The following is a 19804-nucleotide window of genomic DNA, read 5'->3' on the forward strand; positions in this document are numbered from 1 at the left end:
GTTTATAATATGATAATTGCGAATTAAAAATGAAGAATTATAGTCGATGATTTATTGTTTTTAATACGTAATTTGGCCAAGGAGATTGTAGGATGAAAAAAAATTTAGAAATTAAAAAATTAGGAATTAATGGTGAGGGAATTGGATATATCGATCGTAAGATTGTTTTTGTGCCAGGAGCTTTACCTCAAGAAGAAGTTGTAGTTGATTTGATAAGACAAACACGTTCTTATTATGAAGGTAAGTTAGTTAAGGTCATTAAACCTTCTAAAAATCGAGTTGTTCCTCGTTGTAAGGCATATAATGATTGTCAAGGGTGTACTTTGTTGCATTTAAATTATTATAAACAACTTACCGAAAAGAAAGAAGCGATACGTGAAGCTATTAGAAAATATACTAATTATAATTTGGAGGAAACAGTATTTAAAGATGTAATTGCTTCACCAAAGCAAGAAGGGTTTATTACAAGCGTTAATCTTCCAATTGTTGAATTTAAAGGAAAGATCACTTTTGGTATATATCAACGTAATAGTAAATATTTAACGTTAATGACAAAATGCTTTAAACAAAATCCATTAATAAATGAAACATTAGTTGCTTTAGAAGGTATCTTAACGCGTAATCATTGTAAAATCTATAATGATAAATTTAAAACTGGTTTACGATTTATTAAAATAAAATTAGTAGATAAAAAACTACAGTTAGTTTTTATTACTGGACGTGATGGACTAAATGATGAGGTAGTAAAAGAAATTAGTAAATTGACAAGCGTAGCTAGTATTTATATGTCTGTCAATACTTCTAAACATCAAGAATTCGATGATGCTGGATATACAAAGCTATATGGATTGAGTCGTTTAGAGATGGTTGGTAATGATAAAAAGTATTTAGTATCGATAAAATCAAAACTACCTGAAAATATTCTTGCTTATAATAAACAAATTAGTTGTATGAAAACTATGTTAGAAGATAGTAATAAGATTATTTCTTTAAATTGTGGAATAGGTCTTTTGGAAATGGAATTAGATCAGGAAGTTATTGCTATTGATGAAAAGAAGTATCATATTGAAGATGCTAAAATCAATAATAAAAGAAAAGAAAATGTTATTTTTGTAGCTGGAAGTATCGACAATAAAATAGTAGTATATGCAAAGAAAAAAATATATGATACATTAGTTATTCAAAATGAACGTTTTGGATTAAGTGATACTGTTAAAAATAGTATTAAAATTGCTAAAATCAAAACAATTGTTTATAGTTGTCAATCATATTCTACTTTGGCTAAAGATTTAGCTGATTTAGAAAATAGTTATCGTTTAGAAAGGATTGTTGCTATAGATTCTTCGTGCCATAATTCGTATTTGACAACTATTGTTAAATTAGTTAGAAAGTAGAAATATTGAAAAATGATGTAAAGGAGAACAAGATGAAAATTGAATTTCAGCCTCAAGGGGTATGTGCTAGACAAATTATTATAGATATTGAAAATGATATTGTTAATGATGTTAAATTTATTGGTGGTTGTTCAGGAAATACGCAAGGTGTTGGGGCATTAGCTAAAGGAATGAAAGTTAGTGAAGTGATTGAACGCTTAAAAGGAATACGCTGTGCAGCTAAATCTACAAGTTGTCCTGATCAATTTGCTAAGGCGTTAATGAAGCATACTATGTAGTGGAATAATCATTTGATTATCCACTTCTTTTCATTTTATTAATTTATTTTTCATATAATTATTTAGGTGATTAAATGTTAATTCGGATAAAGAAATTACAATTTGTTTGTGGTATACTTTTGATGTTACAGGTATTTTGTTCGATGTGGTGTATACCTTTTCATTTGATAGCAGCATTGTTATCAATTGTTATAATTGGATGGCAAAAAAAGTTTTGTGTGTTACAAGTACAATATCATTACTATGTATTAGCTTTGTATTGTTTTAGAATGTGGCTTTTAGGGGTTGAGTCATTTGTTTTTTTAGAAACAATTTATATGTGTCTTTGTCTATATTTCTCGATTATGATTATTTTATTTTCATTTCGAGCAATTCTATAAATATCATTTTTAAATGAGATATTTAATGGTATAATGTATGTTGAAAGGATGTGGAGATGATGCTAGGACATTTACAAGTGTATAGTGCGTATAGTTTTCAAAATAGTACTATTTTAATCGAAGACCTGTGTAAAAAAGCTAGTGATCTCCACTATGAGGCACTAGCTTTAACTGATAAGGATAATATGTTTGGGGCAATGGAATTTACAAAATGTTGTGCTAAATATAGAATTAAGCCAATATATGGTTTAGAAGCAAGTGTTGAAATTGATCATGAAATATATCCATTGATTTTACTTGCTAAAAATACATCTGGTTATTTTAGTTTAGTTAAAATTACTAGTGATATTTCTTTAAGTGATAATAAAGCGATTAAATTTGATGATTTAGTTAAACATCAAGAACATTTATTTGTTTTATCAGGATGTAAAGAAGGAATTATTGAACGATTGATTTTAAAAGAGCTTGATAGTGAAGCACTTAAATATTTAAAATTATTTAAAAATAGTTTTGATAATTTTTATGTTTGTTTACAAAATCATAATCTAGCAATGCAACATAAAGTTAATGAACGTTTAGTTGCTTTAACTCTATTAGAAAATATCCCAATTTGTGTATCAAATGAAGTTAGGTATTTAGAAAGTAAAGAAGCATATACATTAGAATTGTTGCAAGCTTTTAGTAAAGGGCAAACATTAGATATTAATCATGAACCAGTAACTGATCAGCTATATTTGAAATCTAGTTATGAAATGGAAAGTATTTTTGATAAAAAATATATTGAAAATACTGATTATATTATAAACTTATGCAATGCATCGATTCCTCTTCATCATATGCATTTACCTAAGTATCCAGTGCCTAAAAATGGAAATGCTAGCGATTATTTAAAGCAACTGTGTAGTGTAGGATTAAAAAAACGTTTTAAAAATCAAAAAATAAATACTGTATATTTACAAAGATTAAAGAAAGAATTAGATGTTATTAAAAAAATGGGATTTGATGATTATTTTTTAATAGTTTTTGATTATGTACGATATGCTAAAATTAATAAAATATTGGTTGGACCAGGTAGAGGTTCGGCTGCTGGTAGTTTAGTTGCTTATGTACTTGGAATTACAAATATCGATCCTTTAAAATATAATTTAGTTTTTGAACGCTTTTTAAATGAAGAACGTGTTAGTATGCCAGATATTGATATTGATTTCCAAGATGATCGACGTGATGAAATTGTTGAATATGTTACTAATAAATATGGTCAAGAACATGTAGGTCAAATTGTTACTTTTTCAACTTATGGTCCTAAAGTAGCAATTAAAGATCTTGGTAAAGTTTTAGGAATCACTTTACCACGTTTAGAACTATTGGCTAAAAATATCCCGACAGGACCTAAAAATCGTAAAAGTGCAAAAGAAGTATATGAAACATCATATAATTTTCAATCAATGGTTAATCGCGATTTAGCATTAAGACGAATTATGCCATCTGTTTTTATTGTTGAAAAATTACCACGAAATATTTCAACACATGCAGCTGGAGTTGTTTTGTCTAATGATCGACTTAATCAAGTTGTTCCATTGACTAGAGGTCCTAATAATGGAATTGTTACCCAATATTCAAAAGATTATATTGAAGATGTGGGATTGTTAAAGATGGATTTTTTAGGATTAAAAAATTTAACAATCATTGATTATATTTTAAAAGATATTGAAAAAAATGATGGAAGAAAAATAAATATTAATGAAATTGAGCTAAATGATAAAAAAACATTTCAATTAATAAGTAGAGGAGATACTTTTGGTATTTTTCAATTAGAATCACCAGGAATGAAAAATTTATTAATTAAAATGCAATGTAATTGTTTAGATGATCTTATTGCAGCTATTGCTTTATTTAGACCAGGTCCAATGGCTAATATTCCTGCCTATATTGCAAGAAAAAAAGGGGAAGAACCAGTAACTTATCCATTAGATTGTTTAAAACCTATTTTATCATCAACATATGGAATAATTATCTATCAAGAGCAAATAATGCAAGTTGCTCAAAGAGTTGCTGGTTTTTCACTTGCAAAAGCCGATATTTTAAGAAAAGCTATGTCAGATAAGATAGTTAGTTTAATGGCATCAATGAAAACCGAATTTATTAGTGGTGGAATAGCTAATGGTTTTAGTGAGAGTGAAGCAGTAGGAATATTTGAATTAATTGAAAAATTTGCAAATTATGGCTTTAATAAAGCTCATTCAGTTGCTTATGGTTATGTTGCTTATTGGTTAGCCTATTTAAAAGCCAATTATCCATTAGAATTTTTTAGTGCTTTGTTGTCAAATGAACAGAGTAGTGATTCAAATAAGATTAATTGTATTCAAGAAGGTAAAAAGTATGGTGTTAAAATATTACCACCATCAATAAATTATTCAACCGATCGTTTTAAAGTAGAAGATGGTAATATTCGCTATTCACTTTTAGCAATCAAAAATGTTGGATATGCTGGTTATCAAGCAATTATTCAAGAAAGAGAAAAAGGGTTGTTTAAAGATGTATTTGACTTTATTTCTAGAATGGAGTCTAGTAAACTTAATAGTAAAATGATTGATAGTTTAATAATGGCAGGAGCTTTTGATGAATTTGAACTTAATCGAAGCACTATTAAATATAATTTAAGCCATATTATGGAATATGCTCAGTTAAAGAATATGATCGGAATTGATGAACCACCAATTTTAACAATAGTCAAAGATAATCGTATGAAGATTTTAGAAGAGGAAAAGTTGGTTTTAGGTGTTTATTTATCAATGCATCCAATTGCTTTAATTAAGCAAAATTTAAACCTTAAAATTATAAGTGTAAGTGAATTGCATAATAACATTGATAAATATGTTACAATAGTAATGGCAATATCAAGAGTAAAGGCAATTGTTGATAAAAAAGGTCAAGAAATGTGTTTTGTTGATGGATACGATGAAACCGGAGAAATTGATGGAGTTGTATTTGCCAATAATTATCAAACATTGAAAAACGTGTTAGTGCGTGGGGATATTTGTTTAATAGAAGGACAAGTGAAATTTCGTGATAAATTATCGTTGGTGATTTATCAAGCTAAAAAAGTACGTTAAGGGTGGATAAAATGAAAGAATTAGTATTAATAGATGGAAATTCATTGTTGTATCGCGCATATTATGCAACAGCAGCGATGGGAAATTTGATGGTTAATAAAGACGGTATACCGACAAATGCAGTTTATGGATTTGCTAATATGTTAGAAAATATTTTAAAGGGCAATCCTGAATACATCGTTGTAGCTTTTGATTACGGTAAAAAAACATTTAGAAATGATTTATTTGAAGTATATAAGGGAACACGTAGTGCTACCCCTGATGAATTGGTTTGTCAATTTTCAATGATTAGAGAATATTTAACAGCACATGGGATTCACTATCAAGAAATTGAGGGGTATGAAGGTGATGATGTTATTGGAACGATTGCTAGCATTGCAAGTAAAAAAAGATTTAAAGTTAGTATTGTTACCAGTGATAAAGATATGTTGCAATTAGTTGATGATAATGTCAGTGTTTATTTAACAAAAAAAGGTGTTGCTGAACTAGAAAAAATAACACCAGAAAAGTTTAAAGAGATGTATGGATTAATTCCTGATCAGATGAGAGATTTAAAAGGATTAATGGGGGATAAGGCTGATAATATTCCTGGAATTCCTGGAGTTGGTGAAAAAACAGCTTTAAAATTATTAAAGCAATATCATACTATTGAAAATTTAAATGATCATTTAGATGAATTAAAAGGAAAAATGGGTGAAAAGATTCGTGATAATATTGATCAAGGATTACTTTCAAAAAAAATTGCTACAATAATTAAAGATGTTCCAATGGAACTTGATTTAGATGATTTTTATTATCAAGGATTTGATTACAATGAACTTGCTGAGTTTTATCGCCGTTATAATATGAATTCATTATTAAAAAGAATGTCTTTAGCTAATGAAGATAATAAAGGAGAAACAGTTATAGATGTTAAAATAGTTGATTGTTTGCCAATTATCAAACGAGACAGTTCAATTGTTGTAGGTGTTTTTGATAGTAACTATCATCGTTCATTAATTGTTGGCTTTGCAATTTATAATAATAGTGAAGCTTATTATATTGATATTGAAAATGCGATAAAATGTCAAAATTTCCAAAATTTTATCAATGATGAATCAATAGAAAAATATGGATATGATATTAAAAAATGTATTAATGCAGCTAAATGGCATGGTTTAGAAATAAAGAACTATGTTTTTGATTTACAATTAGCATCTTATATATTAAATCCTAGTTTAAAAGATGAAATTCGCAGTGTATGTGAATATTATGATTATTATGATGTTTTATATGATGAAGAAGTTTATGGTAAAGGTGCAAAGAAAAAAATTCCAGAAACAACAGCAATTGCTGATCATTTAATTAAACAGGCAAAAGCTATATATGTTTTAAAAGATAAAGCGATTGAAAAATTAAAACAAGAAAATCAATTTGATCTATATAAAGATGTAGAAATGCCGGTTGCTAAGATTTTAGCAAGTATGGAATATCAAGGTGCTAAAATTGATAAAGATGTTTTAAAAGATTTAGAAAATCAGTTTGGTAAAGAAATTGAGGTTTTAGAAAAAGAAATTCATCAATTAGCTAATAAAAATTTTAATATTGCTTCTCCAAAACAATTAGGTGAAGTTCTATTTGAAGATTTAGGTTTACCTAACGGAAAAAAGACTAAAACAGGATATTCAACATCTGTTGATATTTTAAATAAATTAAAAGACGTTCATCCAATCATAAATAAAGTATTACAATATCGAACACTTTCTAAATTATATTCTACATATATTATCGGCTTACAAGAACAAATATTTGTTGATGGAAAAATTCACACAATATATAATCAGGCATTAACCCAAACCGGGAGACTTTCATCTACTGATCCTAATCTTCAAAATATTCCAGTAAAAACAGCTGAAGGTAAATTAATCCGCAAAGCATTTATTCCAGAATACGATTATTTAGTTTCATTTGATTATTCACAAATTGAATTAAGAGTATTGGCACATTTGGCAAACGTAAAATCATTAATTAAAGCATTTAATGAAGATAAAGATATTCATCGTCATACAGCTAGTGAGATTTTTGGAGTAGATGAAGATGAAGTTGATAGTACAATGCGTCGTAATGCTAAAGCGGTAAATTTTGGAATTATTTATGGAATGTCAGATTTTGGTTTAGCGGAACAAGTTGGGGTACCAGTTAATGAAGCACGTAATTTTATAAAACGTTATTTTGAAAATTATCCGGAAATTAAAACATATATGGATAACAATATTGAATTTTGTAAAAAGAATGGTTATGTAACAACAATGTTAAATCGTAAACGTTTTATTCGTGAAATAAATGAAAAAAATTATATGCGTCAAGAACTTGGTAAACGTCTTGCGATGAATTCACCAATTCAAGGATCGGCTGCTGATATTATTAAAGTGGCAATGATTAAAGTTGATGAACTGTTTAAAAAGCATAATTTAAAATCTAAAATGATTTTACAAGTGCATGATGAATTGATTTTTGATGTTTATAAAGAAGAATTAGAAGAAGTAATGGAAGTTGTTGCCAAGGGAATGACAACGGCTGTTAAGATGAATGTAGAATTAAAATCTGAAGGAAGTTATGCTATAAATTGGTATGAATTAAAGTAGGTGATAAAATGCCAGAGTTACCAGAAGTAGAAACGGTTAGAAGAACTTTAAAGAATTTTGTATTAAATAAAAGGATTATTTCAATTGATATCATGTATCCTAAGATTATTGAAGATGATATAGAGGAATTTAAGAATAAAGTTTGTAATCAAGTAATCAATGATATTGATCGAATTGGTAAATTTTTAATTTTTAAATTAGATGATGTTGCTTTTGTTTCTCATTTGAGAATGGAAGGCAAATATCATTATGTAAATCGTGATGAACCGTTAAATAAACACGATCATATTGTTTTTAATCTTGATGATGGTAAACAACTTAGATATAACGATACCCGTAAGTTTGGAAGAATGAAGTTAGTTAGTTTGGATAATTACGCTAATGAATTGCCATTATCCAAATTAGGACCAGAACCATTTTATGCTGATGAAAAAAAACTATATGAAAAATTACATAAATGCAATTTACCGATAAAGCATGCTCTTTTAGATCAAAGTATTATCGCAGGAATTGGTAATATTTATGCTAATGAAATATGTTTTGCAATGGGTTTAGATCCATATACTCCTGCAAGTAAATTAACTAAAAAGAGTGTAAAAGAGTTAATTGAAGTAGCAAGTAGTATTTTAAATGAAGCAATTAAACAAGGTGGTACTACTATTCATTCATTTAGTGCAAATGGAATAGATGGCTTGTTTCAAGTTAAATTAAAAGTCCATTTACAAAAAAAATGTTCTATTTGTGGTGGTGAAATTACTAAAGAAGCAATTAAAGGACGTGGAACATATTATTGTAAAAAATGTCAAAAGAGGAGAAGATAAATGATAAAATGGGGAATTATTGGGGCTGGAAATATTGCTCATCGCTTTTGCAGAGCATTAGTTAAAGATAAAAGAGCTAAATTAGAAGCTGTTAGTTGTCGAACTATAGAAAAAGCTAAAGCTTTTAAAATGATTTATCCATGTAATAAAGCTTATGATTCTTTTCAAAAAATATTAGATGATCCAGATATTGAAGCAGTATATATTGCTTTGCCTCATTATTATCATTATGAATGGATTAAAAAAGCTATTTTAGCGCATAAAAGTGTTTTAGTAGAAAAGCCAGCTACAATTGATTATAGACAAATGGAAGAACTTAGAGCGCTAGCAAGACAAGAAAAAGTTTTATTGATGGAAGCAATGAAAAACAGATTTGTACCATGTTATCAAAAAGCTAAAAATCTTCTTGATAATCAAATAATTGGAGATATTAAAAAGATAGAAACCAGTTTTTGTAATGAACATATGGAATATGATGCTAATTGTTACTTGTTTGATCTTAAACAAGGTGGTTGTTTATTAGATTTAGGAATTTATAATATTAGTTATTTAGATGATTTCTTTAATAATGAATTAAGTGATTTATCGCTAGAGTGTAGGTATCATGAATGTGGTGTAGATAGTTATGTTAATGCTAAAATTTTATTCGGTGAGAAAATAGGAATTGTTGAATGTGCTATTGATCATAAAAAAGAAAGTTGTGTTGTTTTTAATGGTGAAAAGGGGAAAATGATTTTAAAACCATTACATCGTCCTTTGTATATTAAAGTGATTTTAAATGATAAAACTGTGATTGATGAATACATTGATTATGAGTATGATGATTTTTATAGTGAAATTGCCCACTTTAATAGTTTAATTGAAAATCACCAGTTAGAAAGTAATATTATGAGTCTGGATAGTAGTGTTAACTGTGCTAAGATTTTAAGCGCGATTAAGGAGAGATTTTAATGAAGATTTTTGGAATTACTGGTAGTATTGCTACTGGTAAAAGTACGGTGACTAATTATTTAAGAGATAAAGGTCATTTAGTAGTTGATAGTGATAAATTAGCATATGATGCCTTGACGATAGATCAAAATTGTATAGATAAAACTAAAACTAGATTTAACTTACCAGAGGGGAAGATTGATCGTAAAAAATTAGGAAAAATTATTTTTAATGATAAAGAAGCAAAAGATGATTTAGAAAAAATTATTCACCCTTATGTTATTAGTAGAATTAAAAAGGAAATTGAAGATAATCGTGATTTAAAGTATATTTTTTTAGATATCCCATTACTTTACGAAAGTAAATTAGAGTATTTATGTGATAAAGTAATTGTAGTATATTTAAGTTTAGAAGACGAGTTAAAAAGGTTGATGGAACGTGATCAAATTGATAAAGAGTATGCAAAATTGATTATTGCAAATCAAATGAGTATAGAATCTAAAAAAGTAAAAGCAGATATTATTTTAGATAATAGTGGTTCTTTAGAAAATTTATATAATCAAATCGAAGAATTATTGAAAGGAAGATAGATATGAATGAGTTAATGATGTCTGATTTATATATGGTAAATGCAAATTATCCGCTTGATAGTATTCATATGCGTACCATCCAGCTTTTATATCAGCCATTAGTTGGTAATACTGCTTGTAGTTTATATTTAACCCTTTATGCAGAATTAGATCAGCTTTCATTGACTAAAGCAACAAGCTTATTTAGTCGTTTAACGAAAATAAGTGGTTTATCATTAACACAAATCAATGAGGCAAGTAAAAAGTTAGAGGCAATTGGACTTTTAGAAAGATATAAAAAAGATGTGGATAATAATCGAATATATCATTTTATAATTAAGACACCATTATCTCCTTCTAAAATTTTTAATCATGTGATTTTAGGGCCATTATTATTACAAAGACTTGGAAAAGAGGATTTATATCGAACTAAGTTATGTTTTAAATCATCAACTTTTGATTTTAGTGATTATGAAAATATTACTGCTAAATTTACTGATGTTTTTGATATTAATATGCTTGAAGGAAGCAAAGAGGTTTTGGTTGAAAAGAATTATTTTGGGAATGATTATGGTAAAATTGATGGTGATTATGATTTAGAATTATTTTATCAAGGTTTAAAAGATTATCAGATAAAAAGAAGCGTGATTACAAGTGATGATGAAACTCTTATTAAACAATTAGGGATAATGTATCGAATCAATTCTTTAGATATGCAAGGATTAGTTAAAGATAGCATAAAAAATGATAAAATTTCTAAACAATTATTAATTAAAAATTGTCGAGATTATTACGATATAGCAATGCCTGAAAAGTTTGAAGAAATTTATCATAAACAAGCAGCAATTCATAAAAGTAGTAGTAATAACGATTTATTAAATGCACATATTCAATATTTAGAAAGTGTTAATCCATATCAATTACTAAAAGATAAACAAGGTGGTAGAGAGCCACTAAAGCATGATTTACAGATTGTTGAATCAATTATGACTAGTTTATATTTACAACCAGGTGTTGTAAATGTGTTAATCGAACTTACACTTTCTCAATGTGATAATGTTTTATCTAGAGCGTTTATGCAAACACGTGCTTCCCAATGGAAACGTAAAAAAATTGAAACAGTAAAAGAAGCGTTGGATGAAGCTAAATTGTATTTAAAATATCGACGTAATGATGATGTTGACGATGATATAAAAGATGATGTAAGCATGGTTAATAACGATAGTGTTGATGAAACTGAATTAAATGAGTTTTTAAGTCAGTTTGAATAGGAGGCGAATATGAAGAATATACAAGATCTTACTTTGTTTGGTGAAAATGATTTTTATGAAAATAAACAAAATAGTATTAATAAGTTAATAAAAGATAATAATATTATTAAGATATTAAAAAAGTATGATTTAAAACGTAAAGACATTGAAGAAAATTGGATTGAATTCTTGGAATATAAAGAGGATTTAGATATTTGTAAAGAGTGTAAGTCATTAAAAGATTGTCCTAAAGTGTCCAAAGGGATGATTCGAGAATTTGATTATTATGATGGTATGATTAAATTAGCATTAAAGCCATGTAAATATGGATTATCGCATTTCAATGATCAAAATGTTTTAAATAATATTTTGCTTAAAAATGTAAGTAGTAAGATTTTACTTACAAAACCTAGTGATTTGAGTTTTAAAAATGATTTAGAAAGTAATGGAATGGCGATTATTAAAATATTAAGTGATTATATAAATAGACCAACTAATAAAGGTTTTTATTTGTATGGAAATGAAGGTATTGGTAAAAGTACGATCATGGGATTTTTAATACGTTGCCTTGTTATTAAAGGATATAAATGTGGCTTTATTCATTTTCCAACATTTTTAATGGATTTAAAGAGCTCTTTTGGAAATGAAGGAGTAAATAGTTCGATTGAATTGATGAAAAATTTAGATTATTTAGTTATTGATGATGTTGGTGGTGAAAATGTTACACCATGGTCACGTGATGAAATTCTTTCAGCTGTTTTGGCATATCGTCTTCAAAATGAAAAAGCTACTTTTTTTACAAGTGAATATTCATTAGAAAAATTGAAAAAAATATATACATTAAAAACAACTGATAAAGAAAGGGCTGAACGATTGGTTTCTAGAATGAAAGCGGTTAGTATGCCTTTAGAGTTAAAAGGTAAGGATTTACGGTAAAAAATATCGATTTTTTAATAGAAAATATTAAAGATTTAATGGAAACATCAAATTTTTTGTGTTAAAATGTCTTGGAAATAAAAATGTGAATATAAGGAGGAAAAAGAATGGTTAAGTGTATTGGTGTATTAACATCTGGTGGAGATGCTCCTGGAATGAATGCAGCTGTTCGTGCTGTGGCAAGAACTTGTTTAAATAAGGGTATTGAAGTATACGGAGTTCGTTTGGGATATAAAGGGTTGTATGAAGGTGATTTCATTAAATTTGATCGCCATAGTACACGCAATATTATTAATTTAGGAGGAACTATTTTAAAGTCAGCTCGTTTTCCTGAATTTAAAGATCCTGAAATTAGAAAAGCTGCGATTGAACAAATGAAAAAAGTAGGAATGGAAGCTTTAGTAGTTATTGGGGGAGATGGTAGCTATACAGGTGCTTTAAAACTTACTGAAATGGGTATAAATTGTATAGGTATCCCAGGAACAATTGATAATGATATTCCAAATACAGACTGTACAGTTGGATTTGATACAGCATTGAATACAATTGTTGACGCTTTAGACCGTTTGAGAGATACATCTAGTTCACATCAGCGTTGTACTATTCTTGAAGTAATGGGACGACGTTGTGGTGATTTAGCAATTAATGCAGGTATTGCTGCTGGTGCTGAAATGATTATTACAAGTGAAATCGGATTTGATGAAAAACAAGTAATTGAAAGATTAAAAGCAGCAAAAAAATCAGATAAAAAACATGCAATAGTTGTTATTACTGAACATATTACAGATGTTAATGAATTAGCAAAGAAAATAGAAGCTGAAACTGGTTTTGAAACACGTGCTAATGTTTTAGGACATATGCAAAGAGGTGGACGTCCATCTGCAAGAGACCGTGTACTTGCTTCTCGTATGGGAGTTTACGCTGTTGAGTTGTTAGAAGCTGGTAAAGGTGGATTATGTGTAAGTGTAGTTAATGGTGAAATTAAAGGGTTAGATATTATTGAAACTTTATCACAAAAGCGTAAAACTGATTTTGGTATTTACGAAGATGCGATGAAACTTCGTTAATATAAATATAAATAAATAAGGTGAGGATAAATAGGATATGGCATTTGAATTGAAAGAGAGAAAAAAGAAAACACGTGTTGTTTGTACTATTGGACCTGCAAGTGAAGATGAAAAAATGTTAAGAAAATTAATTCTTGCAGGAATGAATGTGATGAGACTTAATTTTTCTCATGGTGATTTTGAAGAACATGGTGGAAGAATTAAAACAGTTCGTAAATTAAGCAAGGAATTAAATAAGAATATTGCAATTTTATTGGATACTAAAGGACCTGAAATTAGAACAGGTGATTTTGTTGGTGGTAAGACAGAATTTAAAAAAGGACAAGTTGTTACCATTTGTCAAGAAGATATTGAAGGAACAAGTGATCGTTTTACTATTACATATAAAGAATTATATAAAGATGTTAAACCTGGTGGATTTATTTTAGTAAATGATGGGCAAGTTGAATTGTTAGTTGATCATGTTGAAGGAACAGATATTGTTTGTGTATGCGCAAATGATGGAATTGTTAAAAACAAAAGAGGTATTAATGTACCAGGTGTTAAATTAGGTTTTGATTACTTATCACCAAAAGATACAGCTGATATTACTTTTGGTTGTGAACAAGGTGTTAATTTCATTGCAGCATCTTTTGTAAGACGTGCTCAAGACGTTTTAGATGTTAAAAAATTATTAATTGAAAATGGACATCCAGAAATCCAAATCATCGCCAAAATTGAAAACAATGAAGGTGTTGATAACATGGATGAAATTTTAAAAGTGGCTGATGGTATCATGGTTGCTCGTGGTGATTTAGGAGTTGAAGTGCCTGCAGAAGATGTACCTTTAATTCAAAAGAAATTAATTAAAAAATGTCGTGCTGCTGGAAAGGTAGTTATTACTGCTACACAAATGTTAGATAGTATGCAAGAAAATCCAAGACCAACACGTGCTGAAGTAAGTGACGTTGCTAACGCTATTTACGATGGTACTGATGCAATTATGTTATCTGGTGAATCAGCTCAAGGTAAATATCCAGAAGAATCAGTTATGACAATGACTAAAATTGCATTAAAAACTGAAGAAACTTTGGATTATGCTTCTTTATTAAGAAAAGCAATTAGAACTGCACCAGAAGATCCTTCTGAAGCAATCTGTATGTCTGTTGCTGAAATTGCATCAAAATTCAAAGTGTCTGCTATTGTTGTATATACAGAAAGTGGTTCAACTGCTAAGCGTGTATCACGTTATCGTCCGGAATCTATGATCATTGCTGCTACTCCTTATGAACCAGTAACTCGTTCATTAGCACTTAACTGGGGAGTAAAAGGTGTTGTTTGTAAACGAATGAATGATCGTGCTTCTCAATTAGAATATGCACAAATTTTAGCAAAAGAAAATGGTGTTGAACCAGGTGAACAAATTTTAATTACAGCTGGTACACCAGGTGTTGGGGGAACTACTAGTTATTTAGAATTAGTTACTGTAAAATAAATATAATGGGTTGTAATAAATTGATTTTTTATTGATTTATTCAACCTTTTTTATTGGTTGTATTATTCTTATAAGTCGATTTATGAATGATGGTTTTTCTTCCTATATATTAAAAAATAAGTTATAATGACTAATGTAGGTGATAAATATGGAAAAAAAATATAAACAAAATTTATTTGTTTCGCTTATTTTTGCTTTAATAGTCTCAATAACATTATTTTATATGCATGATAATTATATATTTCAAACTTATGGAGATGTGGTTTATTATGATTACATATTAAATGGTGAAAATGATGATATAAAAGTTGAAAATATTGAAGTATATCATAGAGAAGATAGTTTTTCTATTGGTGATGGATCAATAAGTGTAAAAAATAATAACTTAATTGGTGTGGAAACTAATATTAATGCTAGTGTTAGTTTAGAAAATGATGATCAAAAAGAAGAATATTCAGTTGGATTAGAAAATTATCCTGAAGATAATTTAAAATATATAATCCAAAAAATTTCAAGAAAAAGCAATAAGAGTGATTTACAGGATGTTAGTAAAGCTAAGTTGATTATAAATAATAATAATCAAGTCATTAGTGAGTTAAATTTAAAAATTGTACCTGTAGAGCAATTAGAAGGATCTAATAAAGAATATAGAATTGAAAATGCAAGTATTTCTAGCCAAATGATGCGATTAGGTTCATTAAAAACAACAGATGAACAAATAATAAAAAAATATCCAGAAGTCTCTTTAGAATATCGTTATTTAAAAGATAAAAAATTAAATAAAGATAACGATGATAATTATATTGTATTTAAAAAAATTAGTGGTAAAAGTAAAGAATTAATTAATGCTAATGATTATGGAGTTTTTTATTTAGATGAAGGCAATTTTAAAAATAAAGATTTGAGTGTAGTAATAATTTTTAGTAATGATAATGATAAGTATGCTTTTTCAATAGATTTAACAACTCGACAGGTTGGTGATTATTATGGATAAAGTAAAAAAAGATTTTTTAATTTTTTATTTAGCACGTAATGCTATTGCAACATTTTTTATTACTTTAATAGCATTTGTATGTGATTTCATGATTTATTTTGATATGACAACGTCTAGAGCAATTATGAAAATATTTACAGATAATATTTATACAACATTATATTTTTTATTATTATGGATTTTAAATTATTTATTGTTTGAAATTTATAAAATTGTTGTTGATGGAATAAAATATGATGGAAAAATAGAAATAAGACCTAAAATCGGCGATAAAAAAATTATTTCTTATGATGTAATTATATTAATAGTTATATTTATTTTATTAATATTTATTGAATTTGAAAGGTTATTTAGATTTAATTTTATTTTGTTAGTATTATTTATGATACTAAGAGGTATTAAAGAGGAAATTAAATATTATAAAAAATAGACCCCTTTGGAGTCTATTTTAATAAATTGCATAATGATTTGATTATTTCGGTTTGTTGTGAACTGTTCAAAGAATTATAATACTGTTCAAATAAGACTCCTAAACCTGGCAAAATTGTTTCTTCTTTAGAAGCAATTCCTTGATTAATAATTTCTTTTAATTCATCAAATGATGTATTATGTAATTTATTTAGTAGTGCATTACGAATATCCATATTGACCTCCTAAATTATTATAGACAAAATAAAATTAATTTATACGGTAAGATTATGGAAATTAGAAAAATAGAAATTGATAATCAAATTATTGAATATCAATTGAATATGAAAAATATAAAAAAATGTTATTTAAAAATTAAATCAGGTAAAGTGATTGTTAATGCTGGTTTTGGTTTTAAAATAGAGATGATAGAAAATCTAATTTTAAATCATAAAAATGAGATTTTAAAAAGGGTTAATGATTATGTTCCAAAAGTAAATTATCAAAATGGAGGATATGTTTATATTTTTAATCATAGATATGAAATCATAGAAAAAGAGATTAAAGATAATAAGGTTATAATAAGTGATGATAAAATATATGTGTGTAGTAAAAATATAAAAAAAGTAATAGAAATAAAATTACAGGAAATTCTTTATGATTATTTATTAAAAAGAATTAATTTTTATATAAAAAAAATGTTTGATTTAACTCTACCTCAAATAGAAATTAGAAAATTAAAGTCACGTTGGGGAGCTTGTTTTCCTCAAAATAATAAATTATCATTTAATTTATACTTAGTGCATTTAGATAAAAGTTTAATTGATTATGTAATAATTCATGAATTATGCCATTTCATACACCCTAATCATTCAAATGAATTTTATAGTGAAGTAGAAAAAAGATTACCAAATTATAGGATAAAAATAAAAGAATTAAAGGAGATAGATATATGATTACATCGACAAGTAATAATACAATTAAAACACTAATAAAATTGAAACAAAAAAAATATCGTGATGAAACTGGATATTATTTGGTTGAAGGTGAGCATTTAGTAGAAGAAGCAATGAAAGCAAAACAAGTAGAATGTTTAATTTCTACAAAAGATATTACTAGTGATTTACCAATAGTTATAGTTAGTAATGAAGTTATGAGTAAATTGTCATTTACTAAGTCACCACAATTTATAATGGCAAAATGTAAAATAAAAAAAGAAAATAAATTAATTGATGGTAAACGATATTTGATTTTGGATGATTTACAAGATCCTGGTAATATTGGTACTTTAATTAGAACTGCTTTAGCATTTTCGATTGATCAAGTTATTTTATCTAATAATTGCGTTGATTTATATAATGATAAATTATTAAGATCTATGCAAGGTGCAAATTTTCATATTAATTGTATATATGATGATTTAAAAACTGTAATATCAACTTTGAAAAAAAATAATGTAAAGATTATTGGGAGTGCTTTAGAAAATGGGCAAGATATAAAACAGATAAAGATTAGTGAGAAAATGGCGTTTATAGTTGGAAATGAGGGTAATGGTATGAATAAAGATATTTTGCAAGAATGTGATTATGTTGGTTATATACCAATAAATACAATTGAATCTTTAAATGTTGCTATTGCTGGGAGTATTATGATGTATCATTTTAAATAAGTATATAAAGAGACAATTCATAGCGAATTGTCTCTTATATTTTAGAGAAGGAGAGCAGAAGAAAGTGGAGAAAAACAAAAAAAGATAAAAAAAGGCAAAAAAAGCTTTACAAAGGCAAAGGAATATGGTAAATTAAGTGAGCACTCGAGAGAAGAGGAAAGAGGCTTTAGAAAAAGATGGAAAAAGATATTGACTAAAGTCAAAAAAGAGTGTAAGATAAGAAAGTCGGCAAAAGAGAGGCCGATAAGAGAGATCATTGAAAACTAAACAGAATTAAAGAACACACGTCAAAGAGAAAAAAAGAAGAGCTAAACAGACAGGAAATTGTCTGAGAGAGATAAAAGGACAATGGAGAGTTTGATCCTGGCTCAGGATGAACGCTGGCGGCGTGCCTAATACATGCAAGTCGAACGCGAGCAGCAATGCTCGAGTGGCGAACGGGTGAGTAATACATAAGTAACCCGCCCTAGACAGGGGGATAACTGCTGGAAACGGCAGCTAAGACCGCATAGGTATGGACACTGCATGGTGACCATATTAAAAGTGCCAAGGCACTGGTAGAGGATGGACTTATGGCGCATTAGCTGGTTGGTGAGGTAACGGCTCACCAAGGCGACGATGCGTAGCCGACCTGAGAGGGTGACCGGCCACACTGGGACTGAGACACGGCCCAGACTCCTACGGGAGGCAGCAGTAGGGAATTTTCGGCAATGGGGGGAACCCTGACCGAGCAACGCCGCGTGAAGGAAGAAGGAATTCGTTCTGTAAACTTCTGTTATAAAGGAAGAACGGCGGATATAGGGAATGATATCCGAGTGACGGTACTTTATGAGAAAGCCACGGCTAACTACGTGCCAGCAGCCGCGGTAATACGTAGGTGGCGAGCGTTATCCGGAATTATTGGGCGTAAAGAGGGAGCAGGCGGCGGCAGAGGTCTGTGGTGAAAGACTGAAGCTTAACTTCAGTAAGCCATAGAAACCGGGCTGCTAGAGTGCAGGAGAGGATCGTGGAATTCCATGTGTAGCGGTGAAATGCGTAGATATATGGAGGAACACCAGTGGCGAAGGCGACGGTCTGGCCTGTAACTGACGCTCATTCCCGAAAGCGTGGGGAGCAAATAGGATTAGATACCCTAGTAGTCCACGCCGTAAACGATGAGTACTAAGTGTTGGGAGTCAAATTTCAGTGCTGCAGTTAACGCAATAAGTACTCCGCCTGAGTAGTACGTTCGCAAGAATGAAACTCAAAGGAATTGACGGGGGCCCGCACAAGCGGTGGAGCATGTGGTTTAATTCGAAGCAACGCGAAGAACCTTACCAGGTCTTGACATCCGGATAAAGACCTCAGAGATGAGGGGATAGATATATCCGAGACAGGTGGTGCATGGTTGTCGTCAGCTCGTGTCGTGAGATGTTGGGTTAAGTCCCGCAACGAGCGCAACCCTTGTCGCTAGTTACCATCATTAAGTTGGGGACTCTAGCGAGACTGCCAGTGACAAGCTGGAGGAAGGCGGGGATGACGTCAAATCATCATGCCCCTTATGACCTGGGCTACACACGTGCTACAATGGATGGAGCAGAGGGAAGCGAAGCCGCGAGGTGAAGCAAAACCCATAAAACCATTCTCAGTTCGGATTGTAGTCTGCAACTCGACTACATGAAGTTGGAATCGCTAGTAATCGCGAATCAGCATGTCGCGGTGAATACGTTCTCGGGCCTTGTACACACCGCCCGTCACACCATGAGAGTTGATAACACCCGAAGCCGGTGGCCTAACCGCAAGGAGGGAGCTGTCTAAGGTGGGATTGATGATTGGGGTGAAGTCGTAACAAGGTATCCCTACGGGAACGTGGGGATGGATCACCTCCTTTCTAAGGAGAAGAGGAAGTGTGGAGAAG

General features: G+C 29.4%; 17 protein-coding genes and 1 rRNA gene. 17 read left to right on the forward strand and 1 reads right to left on the reverse strand.

Annotated elements, in window-relative coordinates; translation table 11 throughout:
* The first annotated feature begins 92 nt into the window (after positions 1-92).
* The 14 genes from rlmD (at position 93) to NQ543_RS02560 (ending at position 16260) form a co-directional block, all read left to right on the forward strand.
* A complete protein-coding gene (gene rlmD / locus NQ543_RS02495) occupies positions 93-1394 on the forward strand; it encodes a 23S rRNA (uracil(1939)-C(5))-methyltransferase RlmD (protein ID WP_004609154.1) in 1302 nt (433 codons plus the stop codon).
* 32 nt (positions 1395-1426) lie between these two features.
* Complete coding sequence (locus tag NQ543_RS02500; RefSeq protein WP_039903687.1) at positions 1427-1672, forward strand: TIGR03905 family TSCPD domain-containing protein; 246 nt, start codon at positions 1427-1429, stop codon at positions 1670-1672.
* A gap of 74 nt (positions 1673-1746) precedes the next feature.
* Positions 1747-2052 carry a hypothetical protein gene (locus NQ543_RS02505; protein WP_004609156.1) on the forward strand — a complete coding sequence of 102 codons (306 nt, stop codon included), beginning with the start codon at positions 1747-1749 and terminating at the stop codon, positions 2050-2052.
* Positions 2053-2111: 59 nt separating this feature from the next.
* On the forward strand, positions 2112-5165 hold the full coding sequence (gene dnaE, locus NQ543_RS02510; RefSeq protein WP_004609157.1) for a DNA polymerase III subunit alpha: 3054 nt from the start codon (positions 2112-2114) through the stop codon (positions 5163-5165).
* An 11-nt stretch (positions 5166-5176) separates the two neighbouring features.
* Positions 5177-7789, forward strand: coding sequence for a DNA polymerase I (gene polA / locus NQ543_RS02515; RefSeq protein WP_039903691.1), 2613 nt, complete (start codon positions 5177-5179; stop codon positions 7787-7789).
* Positions 7790-7797: 8 nt separating this feature from the next.
* On the forward strand, positions 7798-8610 hold the full coding sequence (mutM, locus tag NQ543_RS02520) for a DNA-formamidopyrimidine glycosylase (RefSeq protein ID WP_004609159.1): 813 nt from the start codon (positions 7798-7800) through the stop codon (positions 8608-8610).
* Positions 8611-9561, forward strand: coding sequence for a Gfo/Idh/MocA family protein (locus NQ543_RS02525; protein WP_004609160.1), 951 nt, complete (start codon positions 8611-8613; stop codon positions 9559-9561).
* Positions 9561-10130 carry a dephospho-CoA kinase gene (gene coaE / locus NQ543_RS02530; protein WP_004609161.1) on the forward strand — a complete coding sequence of 190 codons (570 nt, stop codon included), beginning with the start codon at positions 9561-9563 and terminating at the stop codon, positions 10128-10130. Before NQ543_RS02525 ends, coaE begins: the two co-directional genes overlap by 1 nt.
* Before the next feature lie 2 nt (positions 10131-10132).
* Positions 10133-11380 (forward strand): DnaD domain protein, encoded by a 1248-nt coding sequence (locus NQ543_RS02535; RefSeq protein WP_004609162.1) that lies wholly within the window; start codon positions 10133-10135, stop codon positions 11378-11380.
* Positions 11381-11389: 9 nt separating this feature from the next.
* Complete coding sequence (locus NQ543_RS02540) at positions 11390-12295, forward strand: ATP-binding protein (protein ID WP_004609163.1); 906 nt, start codon at positions 11390-11392, stop codon at positions 12293-12295.
* Positions 12296-12402: 107 nt separating this feature from the next.
* Positions 12403-13362 (forward strand): 6-phosphofructokinase, encoded by a 960-nt coding sequence (pfkA, locus tag NQ543_RS02545; RefSeq protein WP_004609164.1) that lies wholly within the window; start codon positions 12403-12405, stop codon positions 13360-13362.
* A gap of 37 nt (positions 13363-13399) precedes the next feature.
* Positions 13400-14836, forward strand: a complete 1437-nt coding sequence (gene pyk, locus NQ543_RS02550) for a pyruvate kinase (protein WP_004609165.1) — start codon at positions 13400-13402, stop codon at positions 14834-14836.
* Positions 14837-14984: 148 nt separating this feature from the next.
* Positions 14985-15830, forward strand: coding sequence for a hypothetical protein (locus NQ543_RS02555; protein ID WP_004609166.1), 846 nt, complete (start codon positions 14985-14987; stop codon positions 15828-15830).
* Positions 15823-16260, forward strand: coding sequence for a hypothetical protein (locus tag NQ543_RS02560; RefSeq protein ID WP_004609167.1), 438 nt, complete (start codon positions 15823-15825; stop codon positions 16258-16260). Before NQ543_RS02555 ends, NQ543_RS02560 begins: the two co-directional genes overlap by 8 nt.
* A gap of 13 nt (positions 16261-16273) precedes the next feature.
* Here NQ543_RS02560 and sspI read toward each other — a convergent pair whose 3' ends face one another.
* On the reverse strand, positions 16274-16474 hold the full coding sequence (sspI, locus tag NQ543_RS02565) for a small acid-soluble spore protein SspI (RefSeq protein ID WP_004609168.1): 201 nt from the start codon (positions 16472-16474) through the stop codon (positions 16274-16276).
* 54 nt (positions 16475-16528) lie between these two features.
* Between sspI and NQ543_RS02570 the strand changes: the two genes are divergently transcribed.
* The 3 genes from NQ543_RS02570 to NQ543_RS02580 all read left to right on the forward strand — a co-directional run bounded on the left by NQ543_RS02570 (position 16529) and on the right by NQ543_RS02580 (position 19777).
* Positions 16529-17194, forward strand: coding sequence for a M48 family metallopeptidase (locus NQ543_RS02570; protein WP_004609169.1), 666 nt, complete (start codon positions 16529-16531; stop codon positions 17192-17194).
* A complete protein-coding gene (locus NQ543_RS02575) occupies positions 17191-17907 on the forward strand; it encodes a TrmH family RNA methyltransferase (protein ID WP_004609170.1) in 717 nt (238 codons plus the stop codon). The genes NQ543_RS02570 and NQ543_RS02575 overlap by 4 nt, the downstream gene beginning before the upstream one ends.
* A 345-nt stretch (positions 17908-18252) precedes the next feature.
* Positions 18253-19777 (forward strand): 16S ribosomal RNA (locus NQ543_RS02580).
* Positions 19778-19804 lie beyond the last annotated feature (27 nt).

Source organism: Thomasclavelia spiroformis DSM 1552, from assembly GCF_025149465.1.
Classification (GTDB): Bacteria; Bacillota_I; Bacilli_A; order Erysipelotrichales; family Coprobacillaceae; genus Thomasclavelia; species Thomasclavelia spiroformis.